Origin of the sequence: Chryseobacterium cheonjiense (assembly GCF_012927265.1) — a bacterium.
Taxonomy (GTDB): Bacteria; Bacteroidota; Bacteroidia; order Flavobacteriales; family Weeksellaceae; genus Chryseobacterium; species Chryseobacterium cheonjiense.
In genome coordinates this window covers 608,154-627,589 of sequence record NZ_JABBGF010000002.1, presented here as the reverse complement: position 1 = coordinate 627,589, position 19,436 = coordinate 608,154, and the positions used below count along the sequence as shown (strand labels likewise).

General features: G+C 36.8%; 19 protein-coding genes. 4 read left to right on the top strand and 15 right to left on the bottom strand.

The features are described 5' to 3' along the window. The 3 genes from HHL20_RS13455 to HHL20_RS13445 all read right to left on the bottom strand — a co-directional run bounded on the left by HHL20_RS13455 (window position 1) and on the right by HHL20_RS13445 (window position 2,039). On the bottom strand, window positions 1-420 hold the full coding sequence (locus HHL20_RS13455) for a SufE family protein (RefSeq protein ID WP_169231690.1): 420 nt from the start codon (window positions 418-420) through the stop codon (window positions 1-3). Between the two features lie 291 nt (window positions 421-711). Continuing rightward, window positions 712-1,815: a glycosyltransferase gene (locus HHL20_RS13450; RefSeq protein WP_169231689.1), complete on the bottom strand. Its 1,104-nt coding sequence runs from the start codon at window positions 1,813-1,815 to the stop codon at window positions 712-714. Then, window positions 1,812-2,039: a uroporphyrinogen decarboxylase gene (locus HHL20_RS13445; RefSeq protein ID WP_169231688.1), complete on the bottom strand. Its 228-nt coding sequence runs from the start codon at window positions 2,037-2,039 to the stop codon at window positions 1,812-1,814. The genes HHL20_RS13450 and HHL20_RS13445 overlap by 4 nt, the downstream gene beginning before the upstream one ends. Before the next feature lie 152 nt (window positions 2,040-2,191). Here HHL20_RS13445 and HHL20_RS13440 point away from each other — a divergent pair, with 152 nt between their 5' ends. After that, window positions 2,192-4,720 carry an ATP-dependent Clp protease ATP-binding subunit gene (locus HHL20_RS13440; RefSeq protein ID WP_169231687.1) on the top strand — a complete coding sequence of 843 codons (2,529 nt, stop codon included), beginning with the start codon at window positions 2,192-2,194 and terminating at the stop codon, window positions 4,718-4,720. 371 nt (window positions 4,721-5,091) lie between these two features. Here the strand turns inward: HHL20_RS13440 and HHL20_RS13435 are convergent, their stop codons facing one another. After that, window positions 5,092-5,619 (bottom strand): hypothetical protein, encoded by a 528-nt coding sequence (locus tag HHL20_RS13435; protein ID WP_169231686.1) that lies wholly within the window; start codon window positions 5,617-5,619, stop codon window positions 5,092-5,094. 116 nt (window positions 5,620-5,735) lie between these two features. Here HHL20_RS13435 and mnmA point away from each other — a divergent pair, with 116 nt between their 5' ends. Further along, the gene (gene mnmA, locus HHL20_RS13430) at window positions 5,736-6,923 is read left to right on the top strand and encodes a tRNA 2-thiouridine(34) synthase MnmA (protein WP_169231685.1); all 1,188 of its coding nucleotides are present in this window, start codon (window positions 5,736-5,738) and stop codon (window positions 6,921-6,923) included. A gap of 85 nt (window positions 6,924-7,008) precedes the next feature. Here mnmA and HHL20_RS13425 read toward each other — a convergent pair whose 3' ends face one another. Further along, window positions 7,009-7,344 (bottom strand): hypothetical protein, encoded by a 336-nt coding sequence (locus HHL20_RS13425; protein ID WP_169231684.1) that lies wholly within the window; start codon window positions 7,342-7,344, stop codon window positions 7,009-7,011. A gap of 17 nt (window positions 7,345-7,361) precedes the next feature. Next, window positions 7,362-8,126: a glycine-rich domain-containing protein gene (locus HHL20_RS13420; RefSeq protein WP_169231683.1), complete on the bottom strand. Its 765-nt coding sequence runs from the start codon at window positions 8,124-8,126 to the stop codon at window positions 7,362-7,364. 112 nt (window positions 8,127-8,238) lie between these two features. Between HHL20_RS13420 and HHL20_RS13415 the strand changes: the two genes are divergently transcribed. After that, on the top strand, window positions 8,239-9,135 hold the full coding sequence (locus HHL20_RS13415; RefSeq protein ID WP_169231682.1) for a hypothetical protein: 897 nt from the start codon (window positions 8,239-8,241) through the stop codon (window positions 9,133-9,135). Window positions 9,136-9,224: 89 nt separating this feature from the next. On the opposite strand, the gene HHL20_RS13410 is transcribed toward HHL20_RS13415, so the two are convergent. The 8 genes from HHL20_RS13410 to HHL20_RS13375 all read right to left on the bottom strand — a co-directional run bounded on the left by HHL20_RS13410 (window position 9,225) and on the right by HHL20_RS13375 (window position 16,186). After that, on the bottom strand, window positions 9,225-9,968 hold the full coding sequence (locus HHL20_RS13410) for a LytR/AlgR family response regulator transcription factor (protein WP_185194820.1): 744 nt from the start codon (window positions 9,966-9,968) through the stop codon (window positions 9,225-9,227). A 55-nt stretch (window positions 9,969-10,023) separates the two neighbouring features. Next, window positions 10,024-10,296 carry a 2TM domain-containing protein gene (locus HHL20_RS13405; RefSeq protein ID WP_169231681.1) on the bottom strand — a complete coding sequence of 91 codons (273 nt, stop codon included), beginning with the start codon at window positions 10,294-10,296 and terminating at the stop codon, window positions 10,024-10,026. Between the two features lie 27 nt (window positions 10,297-10,323). Beyond that, window positions 10,324-10,617 (bottom strand): 2TM domain-containing protein, encoded by a 294-nt coding sequence (locus HHL20_RS13400; protein WP_169231680.1) that lies wholly within the window; start codon window positions 10,615-10,617, stop codon window positions 10,324-10,326. Window positions 10,618-10,906: 289 nt separating this feature from the next. Further along, on the bottom strand, window positions 10,907-11,476 hold the full coding sequence (locus HHL20_RS13395) for a methyltransferase family protein (protein ID WP_169231679.1): 570 nt from the start codon (window positions 11,474-11,476) through the stop codon (window positions 10,907-10,909). Then, on the bottom strand, window positions 11,473-11,799 hold the full coding sequence (locus HHL20_RS13390; RefSeq protein WP_169231678.1) for a 2TM domain-containing protein: 327 nt from the start codon (window positions 11,797-11,799) through the stop codon (window positions 11,473-11,475). Before HHL20_RS13390 ends, HHL20_RS13395 begins: the two co-directional genes overlap by 4 nt. A gap of 5 nt (window positions 11,800-11,804) precedes the next feature. Next, complete coding sequence (locus HHL20_RS13385) at window positions 11,805-13,127, bottom strand: 2TM domain-containing protein (protein ID WP_169231677.1); 1,323 nt, start codon at window positions 13,125-13,127, stop codon at window positions 11,805-11,807. 120 nt (window positions 13,128-13,247) lie between these two features. After that, window positions 13,248-13,898 carry a hypothetical protein gene (locus HHL20_RS13380; protein ID WP_169231676.1) on the bottom strand — a complete coding sequence of 217 codons (651 nt, stop codon included), beginning with the start codon at window positions 13,896-13,898 and terminating at the stop codon, window positions 13,248-13,250. Between the two features lie 47 nt (window positions 13,899-13,945). Then, window positions 13,946-16,186 (bottom strand): TonB-dependent receptor, encoded by a 2,241-nt coding sequence (locus HHL20_RS13375; RefSeq protein ID WP_169231675.1) that lies wholly within the window; start codon window positions 16,184-16,186, stop codon window positions 13,946-13,948. A 375-nt stretch (window positions 16,187-16,561) separates the two neighbouring features. Here HHL20_RS13375 and HHL20_RS13370 point away from each other — a divergent pair, with 375 nt between their 5' ends. Then, complete coding sequence (locus HHL20_RS13370; protein WP_169231674.1) at window positions 16,562-17,065, top strand: superoxide dismutase family protein; 504 nt, start codon at window positions 16,562-16,564, stop codon at window positions 17,063-17,065. Window positions 17,066-17,165: 100 nt separating this feature from the next. Here HHL20_RS13370 and HHL20_RS13365 read toward each other — a convergent pair whose 3' ends face one another. Continuing rightward, the gene (locus tag HHL20_RS13365) at window positions 17,166-19,295 is read right to left on the bottom strand and encodes a carboxy terminal-processing peptidase (RefSeq protein ID WP_169231673.1); all 2,130 of its coding nucleotides are present in this window, start codon (window positions 19,293-19,295) and stop codon (window positions 17,166-17,168) included. Window positions 19,296-19,436 lie beyond the last annotated feature (141 nt).

The following is a 19,436-nucleotide window of genomic DNA, read 5'->3' as shown; positions in this document are numbered from 1 at the left end:
TTACGACTTCAATTGATAGGCAACTGCGTAAAATTTAATTTGTTTGGTCATGGCCATTAGTCCATTAGCCCTGGAGGGAGACAAAAACTCCTGCAACCCGATTTCTGAAATAAAATCAAAATCAGAGTCTAAAATTTCCTGGGTGGTATGCCCGCTGTAAATGCTTACTAAAAGAGAAACAATACCTTTTGGCAAAATCCCGTCGGAATCTGCATTGAAAAACAATCTTCCGTCTCTGAACTCGGCATCAATCCAGACTTTGCTCTGGCAACCTTTGATCAGGTTTTCATCTGTTTTCTTATCGTCAGTAAGGCCCTTCAGCTCTTTACCCAGATCTATGATGTACTCATATTTCTGCTCCCAGTCTTCAAGAAAAGCAAATTCATCGATTATTTCCTGCTGTTTTTCCTTAATGGTCATGTTGGTCTATTCTTTCTGCAAAGATAACCAATTTAAAAAGATTATTTTATTACTGGCCTCATATGAAAAGTAAATACAAGTTTTTCCTTTTCCCGTTTTTTGGTTTTATCGAAGTGTACTTATTTAATTCCTAAAGCAATTAATTTGTTTCGAAAACCATATTTATTTGAAGCTTTTCCCGCTTTCTGCTGTATCTTTTAGGTTTCGGGCGGAGCTTCGCTCCGCCCGAAACCTAAAAGGATGTCGCGACAATCGGGGCTAGGGTCGCAGACACTCTTTAAATATTAAAAATTAATTAATAAAAGACGCTTTCTTTACAACTTCCAGCAATTTCAACTCCTCATTTTCCCAGCACAGCTGATTTGCTGCTTTTTCAAGTTCGGGCTGATAAAACGTTCTTCCTTTATTTAAAATAGCCTTAATAGCCTGGGCAATGGTTTCCGGCTCATGATCTTTTATAATTTCCCCGATATTATATTGATTTTTGATCCGTCTCATTTCAGGAAGATCCGACAATATCAAGGGAACCCGTGACTGAATACAATCCAACACTTTATTCGGCAGTGAATAATAATAACTTTCTCCTCCATTTTCCTCTATACTCATCCCGCAGTCTGCCGTAAGGGTGATCTTCCGAAGGTCTTCCGGCAAAAGTTTTCCTAAAAACAGAACCTTTTCCTGAAGGTTTTCTCTGATCACAAGTTTTTCATATTCTTCTCTTTTAGGTCCGTCACCTGCAATTTTAAAAATGACATGGTCCAGGTGGTGCATGGCCAGAATAGCCTTATCGATTCCGCGAAAAGGATTAATAACACCTTGGTATAAAATAATTTTAGGATTGTTGTCAGGAATTTCAGACTTGAAATCCATTTTCCGGGGTGCATTTTGTACAACCGTCGCCTGAATTCCGTAGCGTTTCTTAAACCAATCTGCATACCCTGAGCTTGCCGTAATCATGTGCTGAATCTCCGGAACCAGTCTTCTTTCCAGGTAGCGCCATAATTTTTGTGACATTTTGCCCTGAATTGCCGGCATTTCGGAAAAAATTTCATGACTGTCAAAAATAAGCGGAATCTGGTGTTTTTTAGAAATTAAATAATTGGGAAGCAATGCATCAAGATCATTGGCATAAAGAATAGTTCTCTTATCTGCTTTTTCCTTTAATTCTCTATACAACTTCCAGTTGAATTCAAAATAAGCAGTCTTTAGGCTTTTAGAAATCAGCTGTATTCTCGAGACGTTGTAAGGTCGTGATAAATCATTATTTCCAGCCCAGGTATTGCCTATCAAATCAATATCATATCCGTTTTCGTGCAGTGTTCTGCATATCTTTTCGATACGCTGATCTGTATAGAGATTGCTGAAGGCAGAAACAATAACTCTTTTCCTGCTCATTTCTTGTCTTTATCAGCCAGAAGATGATAAACCTGTATAAAACAAATCAGCCCGTTCGGAATAATGACCGGCCAAAGCATACCGCTGAAAATACCATAAATGACAAAACAGATACATCCTATCATATTGACAATCCTGATTTTTCTCACATCTTTCAGGATGAAGCTCAGTACAATAAACAGAGATGCAGAATAGCCGATATAGGCAGCAGTTTCGGAGTTCATGATAGAATTTTAGAAGATCACAAACATAATCATTTTCAGGAAGATAATAAAATTTTTTCTGCCATAAAGTCATTTATTGGTTTTTGGTAAAATATTTGTAATTTAGATAATGAATAAATGGCAATGCTGCTTTTATTCTAATGAGATATATTATGGATTATAAGTTTTCACAAGGTTTGAGCCAGGTGTTCAAACAAAGCAAAAGCGAAGCGAAAAGGCTGAAAAGTGAATTTCTTAATACAGAACATCTACTTTTAGGTATTATAAAAACGGAAAACTCTGCAAAAGAAATCCTTCAAAACCTTAATGCGGATTTAACACAGATCAGAAGAAAAATTGAAACTTTAAATACAGCAAGTCTTAATCCTATATCTGAGGAGGTAACTAATATTTCTTTCACCAAAATGGCAGACCATGCCGTTAAACGTGCAGAACTTGAATGCAGACAGTATAAAAGCAATGAGATTAATACCGTTCATTTGCTTTTAGGCATTCTTTACAAATATGAGGATCCTACTTCAAATATTTTAGGTGCTTACGATATTGACTATGAAGGAGTTTCAAAGGAATATCAGACCATGCTTAAAAACTCTGGGCAGGCGCCACAAATGAGCGCTTATGACGATGATGATGAAAGAGAAGATTTTGAGCAGATGAGAAAGCCTACAGGAAATTTAGGCTCTGCAAAAAGTAAAACCCCTACCCTCGATAATTTCGGTAGAGATCTTACTTCTTTGGCTAGAGACGGAAAACTAGATCCTGTAATCGGTCGTGAGAAAGAAATTGAAAGAGTTTCCCAGATCTTATCCCGCAGAAAGAAAAACAACCCGCTCCTTATCGGAGAACCTGGAGTTGGTAAATCTGCGATTGCGGAAGGATTGGCTTTAAGAATTCAACAGAAAAAAGTATCGAGAGTTCTTTACAATAAAAGAGTGATCACTTTAGATTTGGCAAGTTTAGTTGCCGGAACGAAGTACCGTGGTCAGTTCGAGGAAAGAATGAAAGCGATTATGACCGAACTGGAAAAAAACAGAGACGTCATCTTATTCATCGATGAGCTTCATACTATTGTAGGTGCAGGAAGTTCTACAGGAAGTTTAGATGCCTCCAACATGTTCAAACCGGCTTTGGCAAGAGGTGAAATTCAATGCATTGGGGCTACTACTCTGGATGAATACCGTCAGTATATTGAAAAAGACGGTGCTTTGGAGAGAAGATTCCAGAAAGTAATGGTGGAACCTACTTCTATTGATGAAACAGTTCAGATTCTTAATCAGATTAAAGATAAGTATGAAGAGCATCACAATGTAGTTTATACAGATGAAGCCATTTTAGCTTGCGTTAATTTAACATCAAGATATATTACAGACCGTTTCTTACCGGATAAGGCAATCGATGCAATGGATGAAGCGGGATCTCGTGTATATATCAAGAACATGAAAGTTCCTACTGAAATCATTGATTTCGAGAAGAAAATCGAAGAGATCAAAGAACTGAAACAAAAAGCGGTTAAAGCGCAGGATTATCTTGAAGCCAGAAAACTGAAAGATGAAGAGGAAAGGCTTCAGATGGAGCTGAATGCTGCCCAGGAAAAATGGGACAAGGATGTGAAGGAGAAAAAAGAAACCGTAACAGAAGAAAATGTGGCAGAAGTGGTTTCTATGATGAGCGGCGTTCCTGTAACGAAAGTAGGTAAAAATGAACTTGACAAGCTTGCCGGAATGGACGGAAACCTGAACGGAAAAGTAATTGGTCAGGAAGACGCTGTGAAAAAGGTTGTTAAGGCAATCCAGAGAAACAGAGCCGGTCTTAAAGATCCAAACCGTCCGATTGGTACGTTTATTTTCTTAGGAACAACCGGTGTCGGTAAAACCGAGCTGGCGAAAGTAATGGCAAGAGAACTCTTCGATTCTGATGAAGCACTGATCAGAATTGATATGAGTGAATACATGGAGAAATTCGCCGTTTCAAGATTAGTAGGTGCGCCTCCGGGATATGTTGGATACGAAGAAGGTGGACAATTAACGGAAGCCGTAAGAAGAAAACCTTATGCTGTGGTACTTCTTGATGAGATCGAAAAAGCTCACCCGGATGTATTCAACATCTTGCTGCAGATTTTGGACGAAGGTCACGTTACCGACAGTTTAGGAAGAAAAATTGACTTCAGAAACACGATTATCATTTTAACTTCAAACATCGGAACAAGAGATCTTAAAGATTTCGGAGACGGTGTAGGATTTGGAACATCGGCTAAAAAGTCAAGTACGGATACAAGAGCCAGAAGTACGATTGAAAATGCCCTTAAAAAAGCATTTGCCCCTGAGTTCCTGAACAGAATTGATGACATTATTATCTTTAATTCTCTTGAGCAGACCGACATTAAGAAAATCATCGATCTTGAACTTGGTAAATTATACAGCCGTCTTGAAAAATTAGGATATAAAGTAGAATTAACCGAAACGGCCAAAGACTTTATTTCTGAAAAAGGATGGGATAAAGATTTCGGTGCAAGACCATTGAAACGTGCGATCCAGAAGTATATTGAAGATTTATTGGCCGAAATGCTGGTAAACAAACAATTGAACGAAGGAGAAACGGTAGTTCTTGACGTGAATGAAGCAAAAGACGGATTAACCGGGAAGACATCCAAACCAAAGAAATCGGCAGAAAAGTCTTCTTAATCGTAAATAAATAATTTAATTATGATAAAAAGCATCGGAATTACTTCTGATGCTTTTGTTTTTTATTACTGTATAATTTATTTTTCTATGCAAAGATTATTCAATTAATACTTCATTAAGGGAGCAAGTTTTAAAATCAACAAGTTGATTTTGATGAAGCGATATTAAGCTTCTTGAAGCAAATTTATTTGCCTTTGCTAACTAAAAATTAATAATTAAATTACAGTTTTGCCTTTAATTAAAAGCTTTTAAAATAATTTAATCTGCGAATCTGTGCAACTCGCGGGAGAACAAATATTCTCTCACGCAGATTTTACAGATGTCGCTGATCTGAATGTAATGATCTTAAACCGCACCTTTCAGAATAAAGATTAAAGTCCCACGACAAAACCGATATTCGGAACCAGACCGCTTGAGAAAATACTGGAATTTTCTTTCCACAGAACATTATACATTAAGCCAAGCTGTAAGTAAGAATTATTCCCGATTTGCTGCATATATCCACCTCCAAGATATAGTGCATCTTCATCTGTATTGGCTTTAAAATCGTAAAATTTATCTTTATAATTGATGAAATAATGTTGATAATTAGCACTTATGAAAAACGTGCGTGCAATGTAATAATTCAGGAACGGACCCACCCCAAACATGGTTGAACTATACGCATTGGATTTCTGCCACGAAACACTTCCCAAAACTCCGCCTTCAAGATCATTAGTAAGCCTGTATCCTACTCTCGGAGCAGCAGAAAGGTTAAAATAATTGTTGCTTCCAAAACCAAAACCGATTCCACCTCCAAAAGTCCAACGGTTTGTATTTTCCGGTGCAGCTGTAATGGCCTGTTGGGAGAAAACTGAACCTGATATGAGGAGAAATAACGGAATAATAAACTTTTTCATAATAATATTGTTTTTGTCGATGGCTAAAATTATAACTTTTTTGCGAATCTTTTTAATTGTATTTTTGCAGCGTCAAACTAAGAACTCCCGTTAAGAGTTTCGTAAAATTGAATATAATGAAAATAGTAGTAGGCCTCTCAGGAGGTGTAGATTCCAGTGTTGCAGCCTATTTATTGCAACAGCAGGGCCATGAAGTGGTAGCCTTATTTATGAGAAACTGGAATGATGCTTCGGTAACACTGGAAGATGAATGTCCGTGGATCGAAGACAGCAATGATGCCTTAATGGTGGCCCAAAAGCTTGGAATTCCGTTTCAGGTGATCGATATGAGCGATCTGTATAAGGAAAGAATTGTAGATTACATGTTCGATGAATATCAGAAAGGAAGAACCCCGAATCCTGATGTTCTGTGCAACAGAGAAGTAAAGTTCGATGTTTTTATGAAAACGGCAATGTCACTCGGAGCAGATAAAGTGGCAACAGGACATTATGCCAGAGTAGATTCTACCATTGATGAAAATGGAAAAGAGATTTTCCATCTTTTAGCCGGAAAAGACAACAATAAAGACCAGTCATACTTTTTATGCCAATTAAGTCAGGATCAATTATCTAAAGCTTTATTCCCAATCGGGGAATTGACAAAACCTCAGGTGAGGGAAATTGCAAAGGAAATCGGTTTGGTAACGGCTGATAAGAAAGATTCTCAGGGATTGTGTTTTATCGGGAAAGTAAGTCTTCCTCAATTTTTACAACAGCAATTAGTTCCGAAAGAGGGAGAAATTGTGGAAATTTTCAAAGATTCACCTCTTTTTACCCAAGAAACGCCGAAATTTTCTTCCAAACAGGAAGAGCTTGAATTTTTAAGCCAAAAAATCAATTATAAAAAATCTAATGGAAAGGTAATCGGGAAGCATCAGGGTGCCCAGTTTTTCACCATCGGGCAAAGCAAAGGGCTTGGCATCGGCGGACATAAGGAAAGCTGTTTTATCATCTCCAGAGATATGGAAAACAATATTCTCTTTGTAGGAGAAGGACATCAGTTTCCGGGACTGTTGAAAAAAGCGTTGAAGATTGATCATTCAGAACTGCATTGGGTTCGTAAAGATTTACAGCTGAAAAACGGAAAATCAATGGAAGTCATGGCTAGATTCCGTTACAGACAGCCTTTGCAGAAAGCAATGCTGTATCAGTTTGATGATGCTTTTTATATTGAATTTGAAGAGTTTCAGTCTGCTATTGCAGAAGGACAGTTTGCCGCGTGGTATAAAGGAGAAGAATTATTGGGAAGCGGAGTAATTTCATAAAGAAAATTAATTATAATACATAAAACCCGGAGCATTTTGTTTCGGGTTTGTTTTTGGATAAATGATAATATTCCAATTTTAATTTTCAGGTTAAATAAGATCTTTTAAGAATCAGGAATACAATTAATTCAAGAATTAAAATCATGATTAAAAATCCGACAGGTTTTCCCAATATCATTCCAATAACAAGTTTGATGGTTCCTACTAAAAAAATCAAGCCTAAACAATAAAGCGTTGTTTCTGAAATCTTGTGTGTGTAGTTCAGAACAAAAGTCAAAGTATAAAATCCAAAAATAAGAACCAGGTAAAATCTTAGGAAATCCGGGCCTTTCAAAGCAAATGGATTTGAAGTATGATTTTGGGTAAGCAGCCATAAAAAGCTGACTGCAAACGGAATGGCATGAATGAATATTCTTCTCATTGTTTGGAATTTAATGATTAATCTCCACCGCCACATCCTCCGCAGCCTCCTCCACAACTGCTTCCGCAGGAACTGCTGCACCCGGAAGAACTTCCTCCGTCTCCGTGAGAACTGTCGCTTCCGCAAGTGTAGAAAAATGTTCCGTCGCTTCCCTGATCATTGTCTTTATTTGACTGATTGTTATTATTACTGAACGCTTTTATAATCAGTACAACGATTATGAAAAAGAAAATCAGGGTAAAAAATATTCCTAACCCGCCGTTGTTATTTTCAGAACAGGAAAAAAATATAAACATACTGCCCAATAAAAGAACAATTTTACCGAAGTATGATTTATTTTTCTCGTCTGAAGGTTTTAAATTTGATTTCCAGATCTCTTCAGGCGGTTCCTGCTGAAAGATTTCGCGGTAGCTTTTTAAGGTTTCATTGAACCAGTTTTTATGCTTTTCATTTTCCGCTGGTCCTCCTTGTGACGGATGATGATGCAATTTCTTTTGAAGAATATCGGGACAGAATTCTTCCCAATAATTTTGAGTATAAATCAAGTGCATATGCCATACTTTATCGACAATTTCGCTTGGTGAAGCGCCATTAGGCAACGTACAGCACAGATATACAAATTTCTTGTATTCTTCGATCGCTTTCTCGGTAAAGGAGCTCGTCCAGCTTTCTTCTTTCGCCAGCTTTTTAGAAAAAGGAAAATAAGCATTCGGATGGTCTAATGAAAAATTCTGGAGTCTTTTCCAAAGCGGATCATTCTGTAAGATAAGTTTTGTTTCCATTTGTTTAGATTTTGTTTCTACTCAAATATCTCAGGAAATATTGATATAAAAGTCTTACAGCTGTATTATTAGGTTTTAAAATAATCTTATATTAGTCTTATAATTTAATCAAATGAAAAAAGAAGATCTGCTGCATCTGGAAAAGCTCATGAATTTCTTAGCCATGCATTTCCTGAAGAAAAGCCATTGGGAAGATGTTTCCAAGACGGAATGGTCTTATATTGTTGCTGAACTGAATGATCTCATCATAAATGAAAATCAGGGAAAAGGTCTCAGGAAAAATCCGGATGTTCTGGGTTCCAATTATCTTTATGAACATGTGATTATCAATAAACTAAAGAAATATTCCCAGGATAAAAATGCTGTCATCAGCAAACCCAATCTTGCCAAGTTAAGCCAGATTGTACGGGTTTTGGGATATTCAAACTATATTGATTTCATTAATTCTAATACGGAGTCGTTTAATTTTAATGACTTACGCATTGACATGAATAATGTAAAGCAGAACACGGAACTGCTCGATAAGCTGGTCGGCTGCTGGTACTCTTACAACAGGAATCTTCCGGATAATCCTTTACAGGCCCGTGAAGAACGCATCTGGAGATCGGCAACAGAGATCTACAAATCTGAAACGTCAGGAGAATATTTCATTGAAAGAAGCGGTGGTGACCGGCATAAGTATTTTGGCAAGGTTACAGCCTATTCAGATTATGTTTTTATCATCATGAACAGCAATACGTTCATTCGGCAGCGTCATTTTATCTCAAGGATAAAAGATATCAAGGAAAAGCTTAAAAATCCAGAATACAAGCTCCATGAATTGCATTTTATAAGTACGTGTATCAGTTTTAACCAGGAGCCGATTGCCCTGTTTGAGATTTTCCAGAAAGCAGAGCGGAAAACGTTTATCACAGATTCCATCAGCTTTCCCATAGACAGTGAAGAAATTCCCAAGTCTATTGTACAACAGCTTGAAGATACGGAATCTAACCGCATTGCTTACAAATAGTTGTGGGTTTTTAGTTTAAAGTTCACGGTTTTAAGTTTTGGGATATAAGAGAAAATCTATCATCTTTTCTCTATTATTTTTTTATGAAATCAACTTACCAGCCAGTCTTTGAAATCCTTCACGCGGTCGCGGCTAACCGTAATTTCTTCTTTAGGCTGAAACTCGAGCTCAACTTTATAGTTCGGCGACGTATGAATATTTTTAATATAATCTGAATTGATGATAAATTGTCTGTTTACCCTGAAAAACTTCCTGTCATCCAGAATATCTTCCAGCTCATCCAAAGTAAAATCCGAAGGAAAAGCACGTTCCTGAGTCTGCAAATAAACAATTTTATTCTCGCTGTAAAAGCAGCTGACTTCATGTGTCTGCACAATTTTAAGATTGTACCCGATTTTCACCAGGATCCTGGAAAGCGTAGTCTTATCTTTTTTAATTAACTGCTTTATTTCGTGTGAATTAACCGAATTATCCGAAGGGATAAACGACTTGAATTTTTCAATGGCCGCACCGAGATCTTCATCTAATATAGGTTTTAAAAGATAGTCGATGCTGTTGAGCTTAAATGCTTTGAGAGTATACTGATCAAAAGCAGTGGTATAAATGATAAACCCTTTCGTCGGAACTTTTTCAAAGATATCGAATGACAGGCCGTCGCCCAGAACAATATCTGAAAAGATAAGCTGAGGATGTTCATTTTCAGAAAACCAGAAAATGCCTTCTTCTACAGATTCTATTTTGGCAACCAATTCTATATCAGGAAATTCGGCAAGCATTCTTTCTAATTTCCTTGAGGCCGGTTTTTCGTCTTCGATAATAACTGTTCTTATCATTTTTTAAGTTCCAGATTGAGTTTTAAAATCTAAAATAATTAAAAGTTACCAGTTATTAAAACTGAATGGGGTCTTTTGTTTTTTTCATTTCTTTTTCAATGATGCCTCGCTCCCATTCTGCATCAAAAATGAATAGCTTTACGGCTTTTACCGTTAAAATAATTCCCCAGATAGTAAGGATGATGGATCCGTCCCAAAGTGAAAGATGAATTCCCTTTTTAAAAAAATCATCTGTAAAAATGATTGCGGCAACAATCCCAAACCAAAAAAGGTTTTTATAGAATTTTTTTAAATTGTGTACCCTTTGTTGTGCCTGATTGTAGTTCATTGTATTAATTTTTAAAGATTATGATTATTAAAGTGTTTTTGTATTTTTTCTTTCTTCGTCCATCAGCTGTCTGATCTTTTTTTCTTCCCAGTCTTTCCCGATTCCGAACGTATTGGCGGCATGGGCTACAATTCCGATCCCCCAACCTAACATCGGCCAGATGAACCATAAATATTCTCGTGATGTAATAAGATTCAGGACCGCTAAGAAAGAAATAACAAGGCAGTATGAAGTAAGGTTTCCATAAAATCCTTTCAGTTCTTTTACTCTTTTTGATGCTTTTTGGTAGGCTAATTCTTCTTTGTTAATGTAAGTTTCCATAATTTTTATTTTTAAAGATTAATTGTTTGTTTTTGTTGAGACAAATGTACCACGGAAACAAGCCTTAAATCAATTTAATATGACCGAACCGTAGAATATGCATCCTGAATTGTAAAAATCCCGACTCAACGGAGAATCGGGATTTTGTTTTTCATTGATTATTTTTTCTCTCGCGGATTTTGCAGATTACGCTGATGGTAAATATCCATTCGCAGTATGATGATTTAATTTAAAATGAATTATTGTAATTCTTTGAGAATAACAAACAGGATTAAGAGTAAATGCAGGATCAATAAATAAACGGAATCAGTTTTTTTGTTTTTCTTCTGTATTCCAGATATTCTTCCCCGAATTGCTCGATTAAAGTTCTTTCTTCAACCGTAATTCTGTAACTGAAAGCAATAAACGGAATTAAAAAAGCTAGAATCAACGAGAACCAATTGTTTAGATACAATCCCAAACCGAGCGACGTCAACAGCGAAAAAGCGTATGAAGGATGTCTGATATATTTGTAAAATCCTTCTTTTTTAATTTTATGGTCTTCACGTATCGTTACATCAACGGTAAAATATTTACCTAATGATCTGATGATGATAAACCTCAAAATGATTCCTATCCATACAAGAGCAACTCCGATGTAATAAATCCGATCTTCATCAGAAATCGGTAGTCTTGTAAGATATGAAACACTGACAGATGATGCAATGGATAACGGAATAGCCAGCCACAGAATATTCAGCGTTGAGCGGTCTTTATCTTTTTTGTCATTGTCTCCGGATTTTAGAATATTCTTGTAGAGAATTTCACTTAAAAACCATACTCCCATGGAAACAGCAAACAAGATCTGTAGTATTTTCATGGTTTATTGTATTTATTCTGCGATGCTTTTTCTTCTTCCATCATTTTTTTAATTTTCTTTTCTTCCCAGTTTCTTCCTAAAATAGCTCCAGGAACAAAAACATTGATCGCATAGCCGATAAGTCCTACTCCCCAGAAGATGGGAAGCGAAAAGTATTTCAGGTGCCAGATGGTTTCCCATGGCTTTAATTGTTTGTAATTCATTACCAGGATAAAAATATTTACCGCGAAATAAACGAATGCAAAAATGTAAAAGTTTTTAATTTTTTTAACACGTCTTTCCGCCTCCTTGTATCTTATGTCATCTTTGCTGATAGGATTCATGAATTTTAATTTTTAAAATTATTCTGTTTTTCTAAAATTTCCCTGATCTTTTTGTCTTCCCAGCCTTTCCCAATCGCAAATACACTTGCTCCGTGGGCAACAAGACCGATTCCCCATCCCAGCATCGGCCAGTAGAACCAGATATCGCTAGGCGAGGTAATCAGGTTAAGAATGATTAAAAAAGGTATGACAATACAATAAGAGATCAGGTTTCCATAAAAGCTTTTAAGTTCTTTTACTCTTTTGTGAGCTCTCTCATAAGCTTTATCTTCATCGGTCTCTTTTTCACTGACTACATTTGGTTTGATGGATAATACCGGAAGTTTTACTTTAAAATAATCTTCGGATTTTTCGATAAAAACATTTTTCTTTGTAAGAAGAGAATACCGCTGTACAATATTAGCCAGTCCTATTCCGGAACTTTCCTTGATCTGTTCTCTTACCTGAAGATTATTTTCAATACACAGCGTATCATTTTCTGAGTAAATTCTGATGATAAGAGGTTTTGATGATGTTGCAAAATTGTGCTTAATACAGTTTTCCAGCAACAGCTGAAGCGACAACGGAACGACAAACCTTTTGTAATCTTCTTTTTTAACATCAAAAACGAAATCTACACTATCTTCAAATCTTGTTTTCAATAGTTCACAATAGGTTTTTGCAAATTCCAGCTCATCTTCCACGGTTACCAATTCTTTATCTTTCTGTTCAAGTACATATCTGTAAATCTTTGACATTGAAGCCGTAAACTTTTGGGCCTGCCTGGGATTTTCATCAATAAGAGAACTTAAAACATTCAGCGAATTAAATAAAAAATGCGGGTCCAGCTGGTTTTTAAGACTTTCAAACTGAGCATTGGCAGATTTTGCAATAAGTTTCTGCTCCACCACTTCTTTTCTGGATGTTTTTTTGAGCTCTACCATGAAGCTTTTGGCATGGAGAAATGCGGATATGAGCAAAGCAATATTAATGGTAAACCAATTGATATAATTGTATTTACCGGTAAAATATTCTTCTGTGGTCGCACTTTTCTGGAAGACCACAAAATTCATGTAATTGCAGAAATAAACGAGGATGATATTCGCCAGTAAGATAGAGATAATGCTTATTACAGCCCTTTTGGTCGTAGCCTCAGACCAGGGAAACTTTTTGTTGAGAAAATCATTAATAAGACCGTTTCCTGCACCCAAAACAAAAGAGTACATGGAAGATATGGCAATGGTAAGCATAAAGTTCTCCAGATTTTTTTCATCGGTAAAGAAAAAAAAGAAAAACATGGATGTTGCCAGCGATATCCAGCATAAAGTTATAAAGTTCTTGCGTTTCATTATCGGTTTTCCTGTCTCAAAATTAGGCTGTCTTAAAAGTATTAAAATTATTTTTGCCGAGCGACCATTTTTCTTTGCTGAATGCATCAAAAACCTTCTCCAAAGAGAAGGCTTGTGAAATTATTTTGCCGCCCCGCTTAGAAAATATTCTGCTTCTGATTTCCCCCAGTTGGGATCTAAAGCGGTTTTGGGCTTAAAGGCATTGAATTTTACAAGTGCTGCTTTAAACTGTTCCAGTCCTTTTTCTTTGCTTCCGCCATATTGCTCCGGTGTAAAATAAGTATCTTCGGCTTTAATGAGCGCCACCCTTGGGTTGTTGGGATCAAGCGTTTCTGCCTTTTTCAGCTCTTCCATGGCTTTCATACCGTCTGTCATATACCGTTCTGCAGGATTTTCCATCATTCTCAGTGAATAGGCCATTTTTCTCAGGAGATGAATTTCAGAATTATTATTCCCGGCAATAGCTTCTGCCTGATCCAGATACTTATCCGCAATGCCTGCATTGATGGAAAGCTCGAACATCTTGCCGGCCTGCATCTGCATTCTGCCTTTTTGAAGATAAGCCAATGCAGCATAATAAGAAGGCAGCCATTGCTTTGTTTCTTTTTTCCCGATTCTGTCGAAATCATTGGCCAGCGACTGGAATTCATCAGTTGATCTTGTGGCTTCGAGTTTCGCAATTTTTTCAGACATTATTTTTTCATAATCTGCCTGAGCAAAAGCTGTTAAACTCATCATACTTAAAGCGAAAGTTAAAAAATATTTTCTCATTTTTAAATTTTTTAAAGTTAATAGTAATGTATTTAATGTAATTTTTATTATAAATTATTGTTGATGGCATCCTGTGTTTTATCAACTCCGAAACTGATGAAAGCTCCTATAAAAACAAAGGTATTCACCGGTGGCACCACTGCAGAGCTTCTGCTTCCATCCATTGAAAAATTGTACCCGTACACGTTTTTTGAGCCTAATATATTCGATACGCTCAGTACCAGAACGGTAAATGCTTTAGCATCTTTCTTCCCTAAATTAGGAAGATAATTCACACTGAAATTCAAAGCATTATAATCTTTTAAGCGTCCTTCGTTTCTTACAAAATAGTTTTGTTCACCATTCACATCCTGTGTTGCAATATCATAGTACGGACGGCCTTTGGCATAAGTATAAGAAAGATTAAACCCTGTTTTCCATTTTGGTACAAATCTTTTTGCCACCGCTGAAAGCGTGTGTTCAGAAGCAAAATTAGGTTTCAGGCTTACCGGATAATTCATAAAATCTCTTTTTGAATCCAGATAAGAATAACTGATCCAGTAATCGATGTTTTCAAAAGTCTTTTTATCTCTCCAGAACAGTTCCAATCCTTTTGCAAAACCATAGCCATTGTTGTTGTCAGCCGTCTGAATATACTGATTCTGTCCGTTAATATAACTCAGGTTTTTTACTTTGATCAGCTCATCATACTTTTTATAAAAAGCTTCCAGCCTAAGACTTCTTCCTTCTGTTGTTCTCTGTACCTGAAAGATAAAATGCTGCGCTTTCTGAAAATCAAGATCTGCCGGTGCGTTGATGTATCTGCTTTCAGGATTCTGATAGAAAATACCGTACGCGAAAGAGGTCGTCCAGTCTTTGGCAAAACGGTAGGCTAAAGCCAGACGCGGAGCAATATTGCTTTTTTCAAGGTAAGACGAATATTCTGCTCTTACTCCAATTTTAGCGGATAATTGATTGCTGAATCCAAGGTCTGTTTCCACAAATGCAGAAGAAATCAGGTCTTTGTAGTTTTTCTGAACAAATTCATCGAAGGTGAGTTTTTCGCTGGCTGCATTGAGTTCAAATCCACCACGCAATGCACTGATTTTATTAACTTTCCTTTCTAAAACGGTTTTGAAATTAATATAATTTCCGTCAGTCAAAAGTTTTGTATTCCCGTTTTCAACATTATTTTTCTCGGTTGAAAAATCAAGATCAGACCGGTTGAAGGAATAAGAAGTTCCCGCATTCAGCAAATATTTTCCGAATTTCTGTTTGAATGATAAATTATGATAGGTGTTTTTTCCTTTTAATTTTACCAGAGACCAATCAGAATCTGCCGGCTCGAGACTTTGGGTTTTCACTCCCATTCTGTTGGAATCGTACACTCCGTAATATTTAAAGAAACCTCCTGATTTTGTTTTAATTCTGAAATTAAAATCACCGTTAAAACTTTGCGGAGCTTCTGAAAAGTCGGTATTGAAGTTAATAACATCCTGCATCAGCTTTAAATTGGAGTATCCCAGGCTTGCTCCGAAAGAGGAGGTCTTATTTTCACTTAGTTTCTGAAATCCCGCGTTTAAAAAGATCGGTGAAACTCCGAGGTCATAAGAACTCTGATCCGGAAGGTCAACACTTTCCAGCATCAGTGCCCCGGAAAGAGCCTGTCCGTACAGTGCAGAATATCCACCGCTTGAGAATACATTTCCCTTGAAAAGAGAAGTATTAAAACGGTCCCTTCCCGCAATTCCCGGAACCGAATTCGAGAAATAATTGTTGATAAGGCTTCCATCCATGAAAATTCTGGACTCCGTTCCTGTTCCTCCACGGATGAAAAGGCCTTCTGTTTCGCCCACTTTCTGAACCCCCGGAAGATAGGTAAGAGCGGAAGATATTTGTCCGTCTGCTCCTGCGGTGGTATAAATATCAATCGGGGTGAGAAGTGCTGTCGCTCTTTTTTTGTCGCTGGCTTCAATAGATCCGGCTGATACCACAACAGCATCAATTTCGCTTATTTGCTCCTTCAGTTCAGCATTAACTGAAATTTCCTGATTTTCAATGGTTATTGACTTTTCAACATCCATGTATTTGGGGTGTGTAAATAGTAAGGTTTTGTTCCCTTTTTCGGAGGTTTCAAAAGAGAAATTCCCTTCTGTATCGGTGGTTGCTCCGTCATATGTATCTTTCAGGGTAACATTTACCTCTGCCACGCCCTTATTCTTATAGGTTACCCTTCCCGATATTTTTGTCTGTGCTATATTCAGAGTAAATGAAAGAAGAGAAATGAGAAATAATAGTTTTGTTTTCATAGCTTTATTTTCGGTTCAAAAATAGGATGAAATTTTAATGAAGATAAATTTTTGTTACCGAATGGTAGAATTTGAATTCTGAACCGTTGGTTTTGGTTTTAAAGTCGGGAGCAACTACTCTTTGTTATTATAAACAAGAAAGTCATAATGAAGATTATGCCTGGATTAAACCACCCCGTCAAAAATTTTCCTGAATTTTTGCCACCCTCCAAGGGAGGGAAATTTCAACTAGCTGTTTTATTTTCAATTATGAAAATTTATTATTCTTTAGAAAAGAATCTTTTACTGTTATTTTCAAAAAGATCTTAAAATCGTAAGGTGTATCCGTAAATGTTTTTTTAAATTTATCCTATAATCACTTTAAATCATTTAAAAATGAAAGTTAAAACATTATCATTACTGGCAGCATGCACTTTGTTTGTTGTTTCTTGCGGAACGACAAAAACGTATCAGGTCATGTCTAAAAGCAACACACAGACCGGCGGAACGGCAAAATTTACCCAAAAGGGCGATGAAGTTGTGATGAAGCTGGATGTCACCAACCTTACTCCGGGAATCCATGCCGTACACATTCATGAAAAGGGAGACTGCTCTGCAGCTGACGGAACTTCAACGGGAGGACACTGGAATCCCGCCAAAGATGATCACGGAAAATGGGGTGCCGAACATTTTCATATGGGAGATATCGGAAACCTTACTGCCGATCAGAACGGAAACGCCATGCTGACTTTCAAAACCGACAAATGGTGCCTGGGATGTACAGATGAGTCTAAAAACATTATCGGAAAAGGAATGATCATTCATGCTTCCGCAGACGACTTCCATACGCAGCCTACGGGAAATGCCGGCGGAAGAGTGGGATGTATAGAAATTAAATAATTTTTTTTATTTCAATAAAAAAACCGTTGCCTTCGAGAACCTCAGGCAACGGTTTTTTTGTTTCTTGTTACGGTCTTGCCGATTCAAGATAATTGTTATTTTAAGACTTTACATTCATATCTCCAATGATGTTCATGGCTTCCTGAAGATAAAGGTCTTTTTTAAGATTTTTGATCCAGATTTCAGATTTCTTTTTGAATGCTTCATCTTTTTTCTCTCTTTCTATTTCATTAGGATACATAGAAAACTGAAGTCCGTTTTCAAATTTATTTAAAGATTTGAATTTTTCAATCTGTGCTTTTCTCTGTTTGGTAAGCTCATTAAACTTATCGATATTCAGCGTAATTGTTTCTTCTTTATCCAGCTTTTCTCTCCATTGTGCAGATTCCAGTAACAATTGGTATTTGGCATTTTTCGCCATTCTGTCCGCACTTGCTTTTTCCAGAGCCTGAATGTTGAAATAATTAAGCTTCTGGAAGTTGGTAGAAGGAATTTTATCCCAAGCTAAAGCATAGTCGTCATATCTTTCTCCCACTTCGGCATAGGTAAAGAAATCTTTCATTTCAATATCGGAAACAATCCCTTTTCTCTGGGTAGATTCACCGGTAATTCTGTAAAATTTCTGAATCGTAAGCTTTAGAGATCCGAAATCGTCTTCTGTATTTAAGAATCTGTTCAGGTCCACGAAAGTCTGTACCGTTCCTTTTCCGAATGACTGCGGAGATCCGATAATCATTGCTCTTCCGTAATCCTGCATTACCCCTGCAAGAATTTCAGATGCAGATGCAGAGAGTTCATTTTGCATAATTACTAATGGTCCTGTCCAGATCGGTGCTTCCTGCTTGTTTTTAAGGGTCTGGATTTTTCCGTTTCCGTCTTTTACCTGAACATAAGGTCCTGCATCCATGAAAAGTCCCATGATATCGCCTACTTCCGTAAGAGATCCTCCTCCATTGTTTCTAAGATCCAGAACAATCCCTTCGATATTCTGCTGTTTCAGCTTAATGATTTCATTTTTGATATCGTCTGAGGCATTTCTTCCGTTTGGATTTTCAAAATCTGCGTTGAAGCTCGGCAAATTAATGAAACCATATTTTTTACCGTTTGGAGAATTGATGACAATACTTCTTGCGAATGTATCTTCAATCGCAACCTCTTCACGGATCATCGTTACGTCTTTAATCGTTCCGTCTTTTTTCTGAACAGTTAACGTTACCGGTGTTCCTTTTTCTCCTCTGATCAATCGTACCGCTTCATCGGAAAGCATTCCTACAACATTTACGGCGTCTTCCTTCGGTTTGGATTTTACTTTTAGAATTTTATCTCCCTCAGAAAGCTGTTTGGATTTCCATGCCGGAGCACCAATCGTTAAGGCTCCCAGATACAGATTTCCTTTTTTCTCCTGGATAATGGCACCGATCCCGATTACCTTTCCTGTAAAGTTGGTATCGAAGTCTTCTTTATCTTTTGGTGAATAATAGTTGGTGTGCGGATCGAAAACCTCGGTGTAAGCGTTCATATACACGGTAAACCAATCCATTTTCTTTCTTTTCTTGAATCTGGTGAATGTTTCTTTTACAAGATCTTTTACCTCATCGGTTGCCTTCTTAATCTTCTGATCCGGTGCAATAGGTTGGTACTTGATCGTATCTTTCAGCTTGTATTTCTGAACAGAATCTTTCTTTTCCTTCTGCGCTTCCTCTTTGCTGTTCATAGATTCAATTTCCTGAAGAATATTGTATTTAATGAATTTTTTCCACTCATTATACATCTCCTGTTTGTTTACAGGGGATTTTTTAAGTTTCGGCTCAAGAATCAGCGATTCATCTTCTTTAAGATCAATCGGCTTGCTGAAAATATCCTGCGTCATTTTATCAATTTCATCGGCACGCTGGTATAATCTGTCGACCGTAAGTTTGTAAAAAGTAAGATCTCCCAGGTTAATATAATCATCAAGCTTGGTTTCGTGCTTTGCAAATTCATCCATATCCGACTGCAGGAAGTATCTTTTACCCGGATCTACCAATTCGAAATAATGCTTGTAAACATCTTTGGAATACGCATCGTTAATAGGTTTTGGACTGTAATGTAAATAAGAAAGTGTGTTTTTTACGCTCACCATTATCGTCTGCATCTTTTCGTCATCATTTTTAGGCGAGTTGAAACAAAACATTAGACTTGTTAATGGAATGAGGAGTAAAAATTTATTTAGCTTAAAATTTTTCCACATAAATCGGTAATGTATTTTATTAATTTTTTTATAAAAGTATTTTAATGAGTAGTAATTTTTGATTTACTGTTACAAATTATCAAATTTAATACCTTCTTTACAAATATCGATTAGTTTTAAGTATTTTTGTTAAAATTAAAT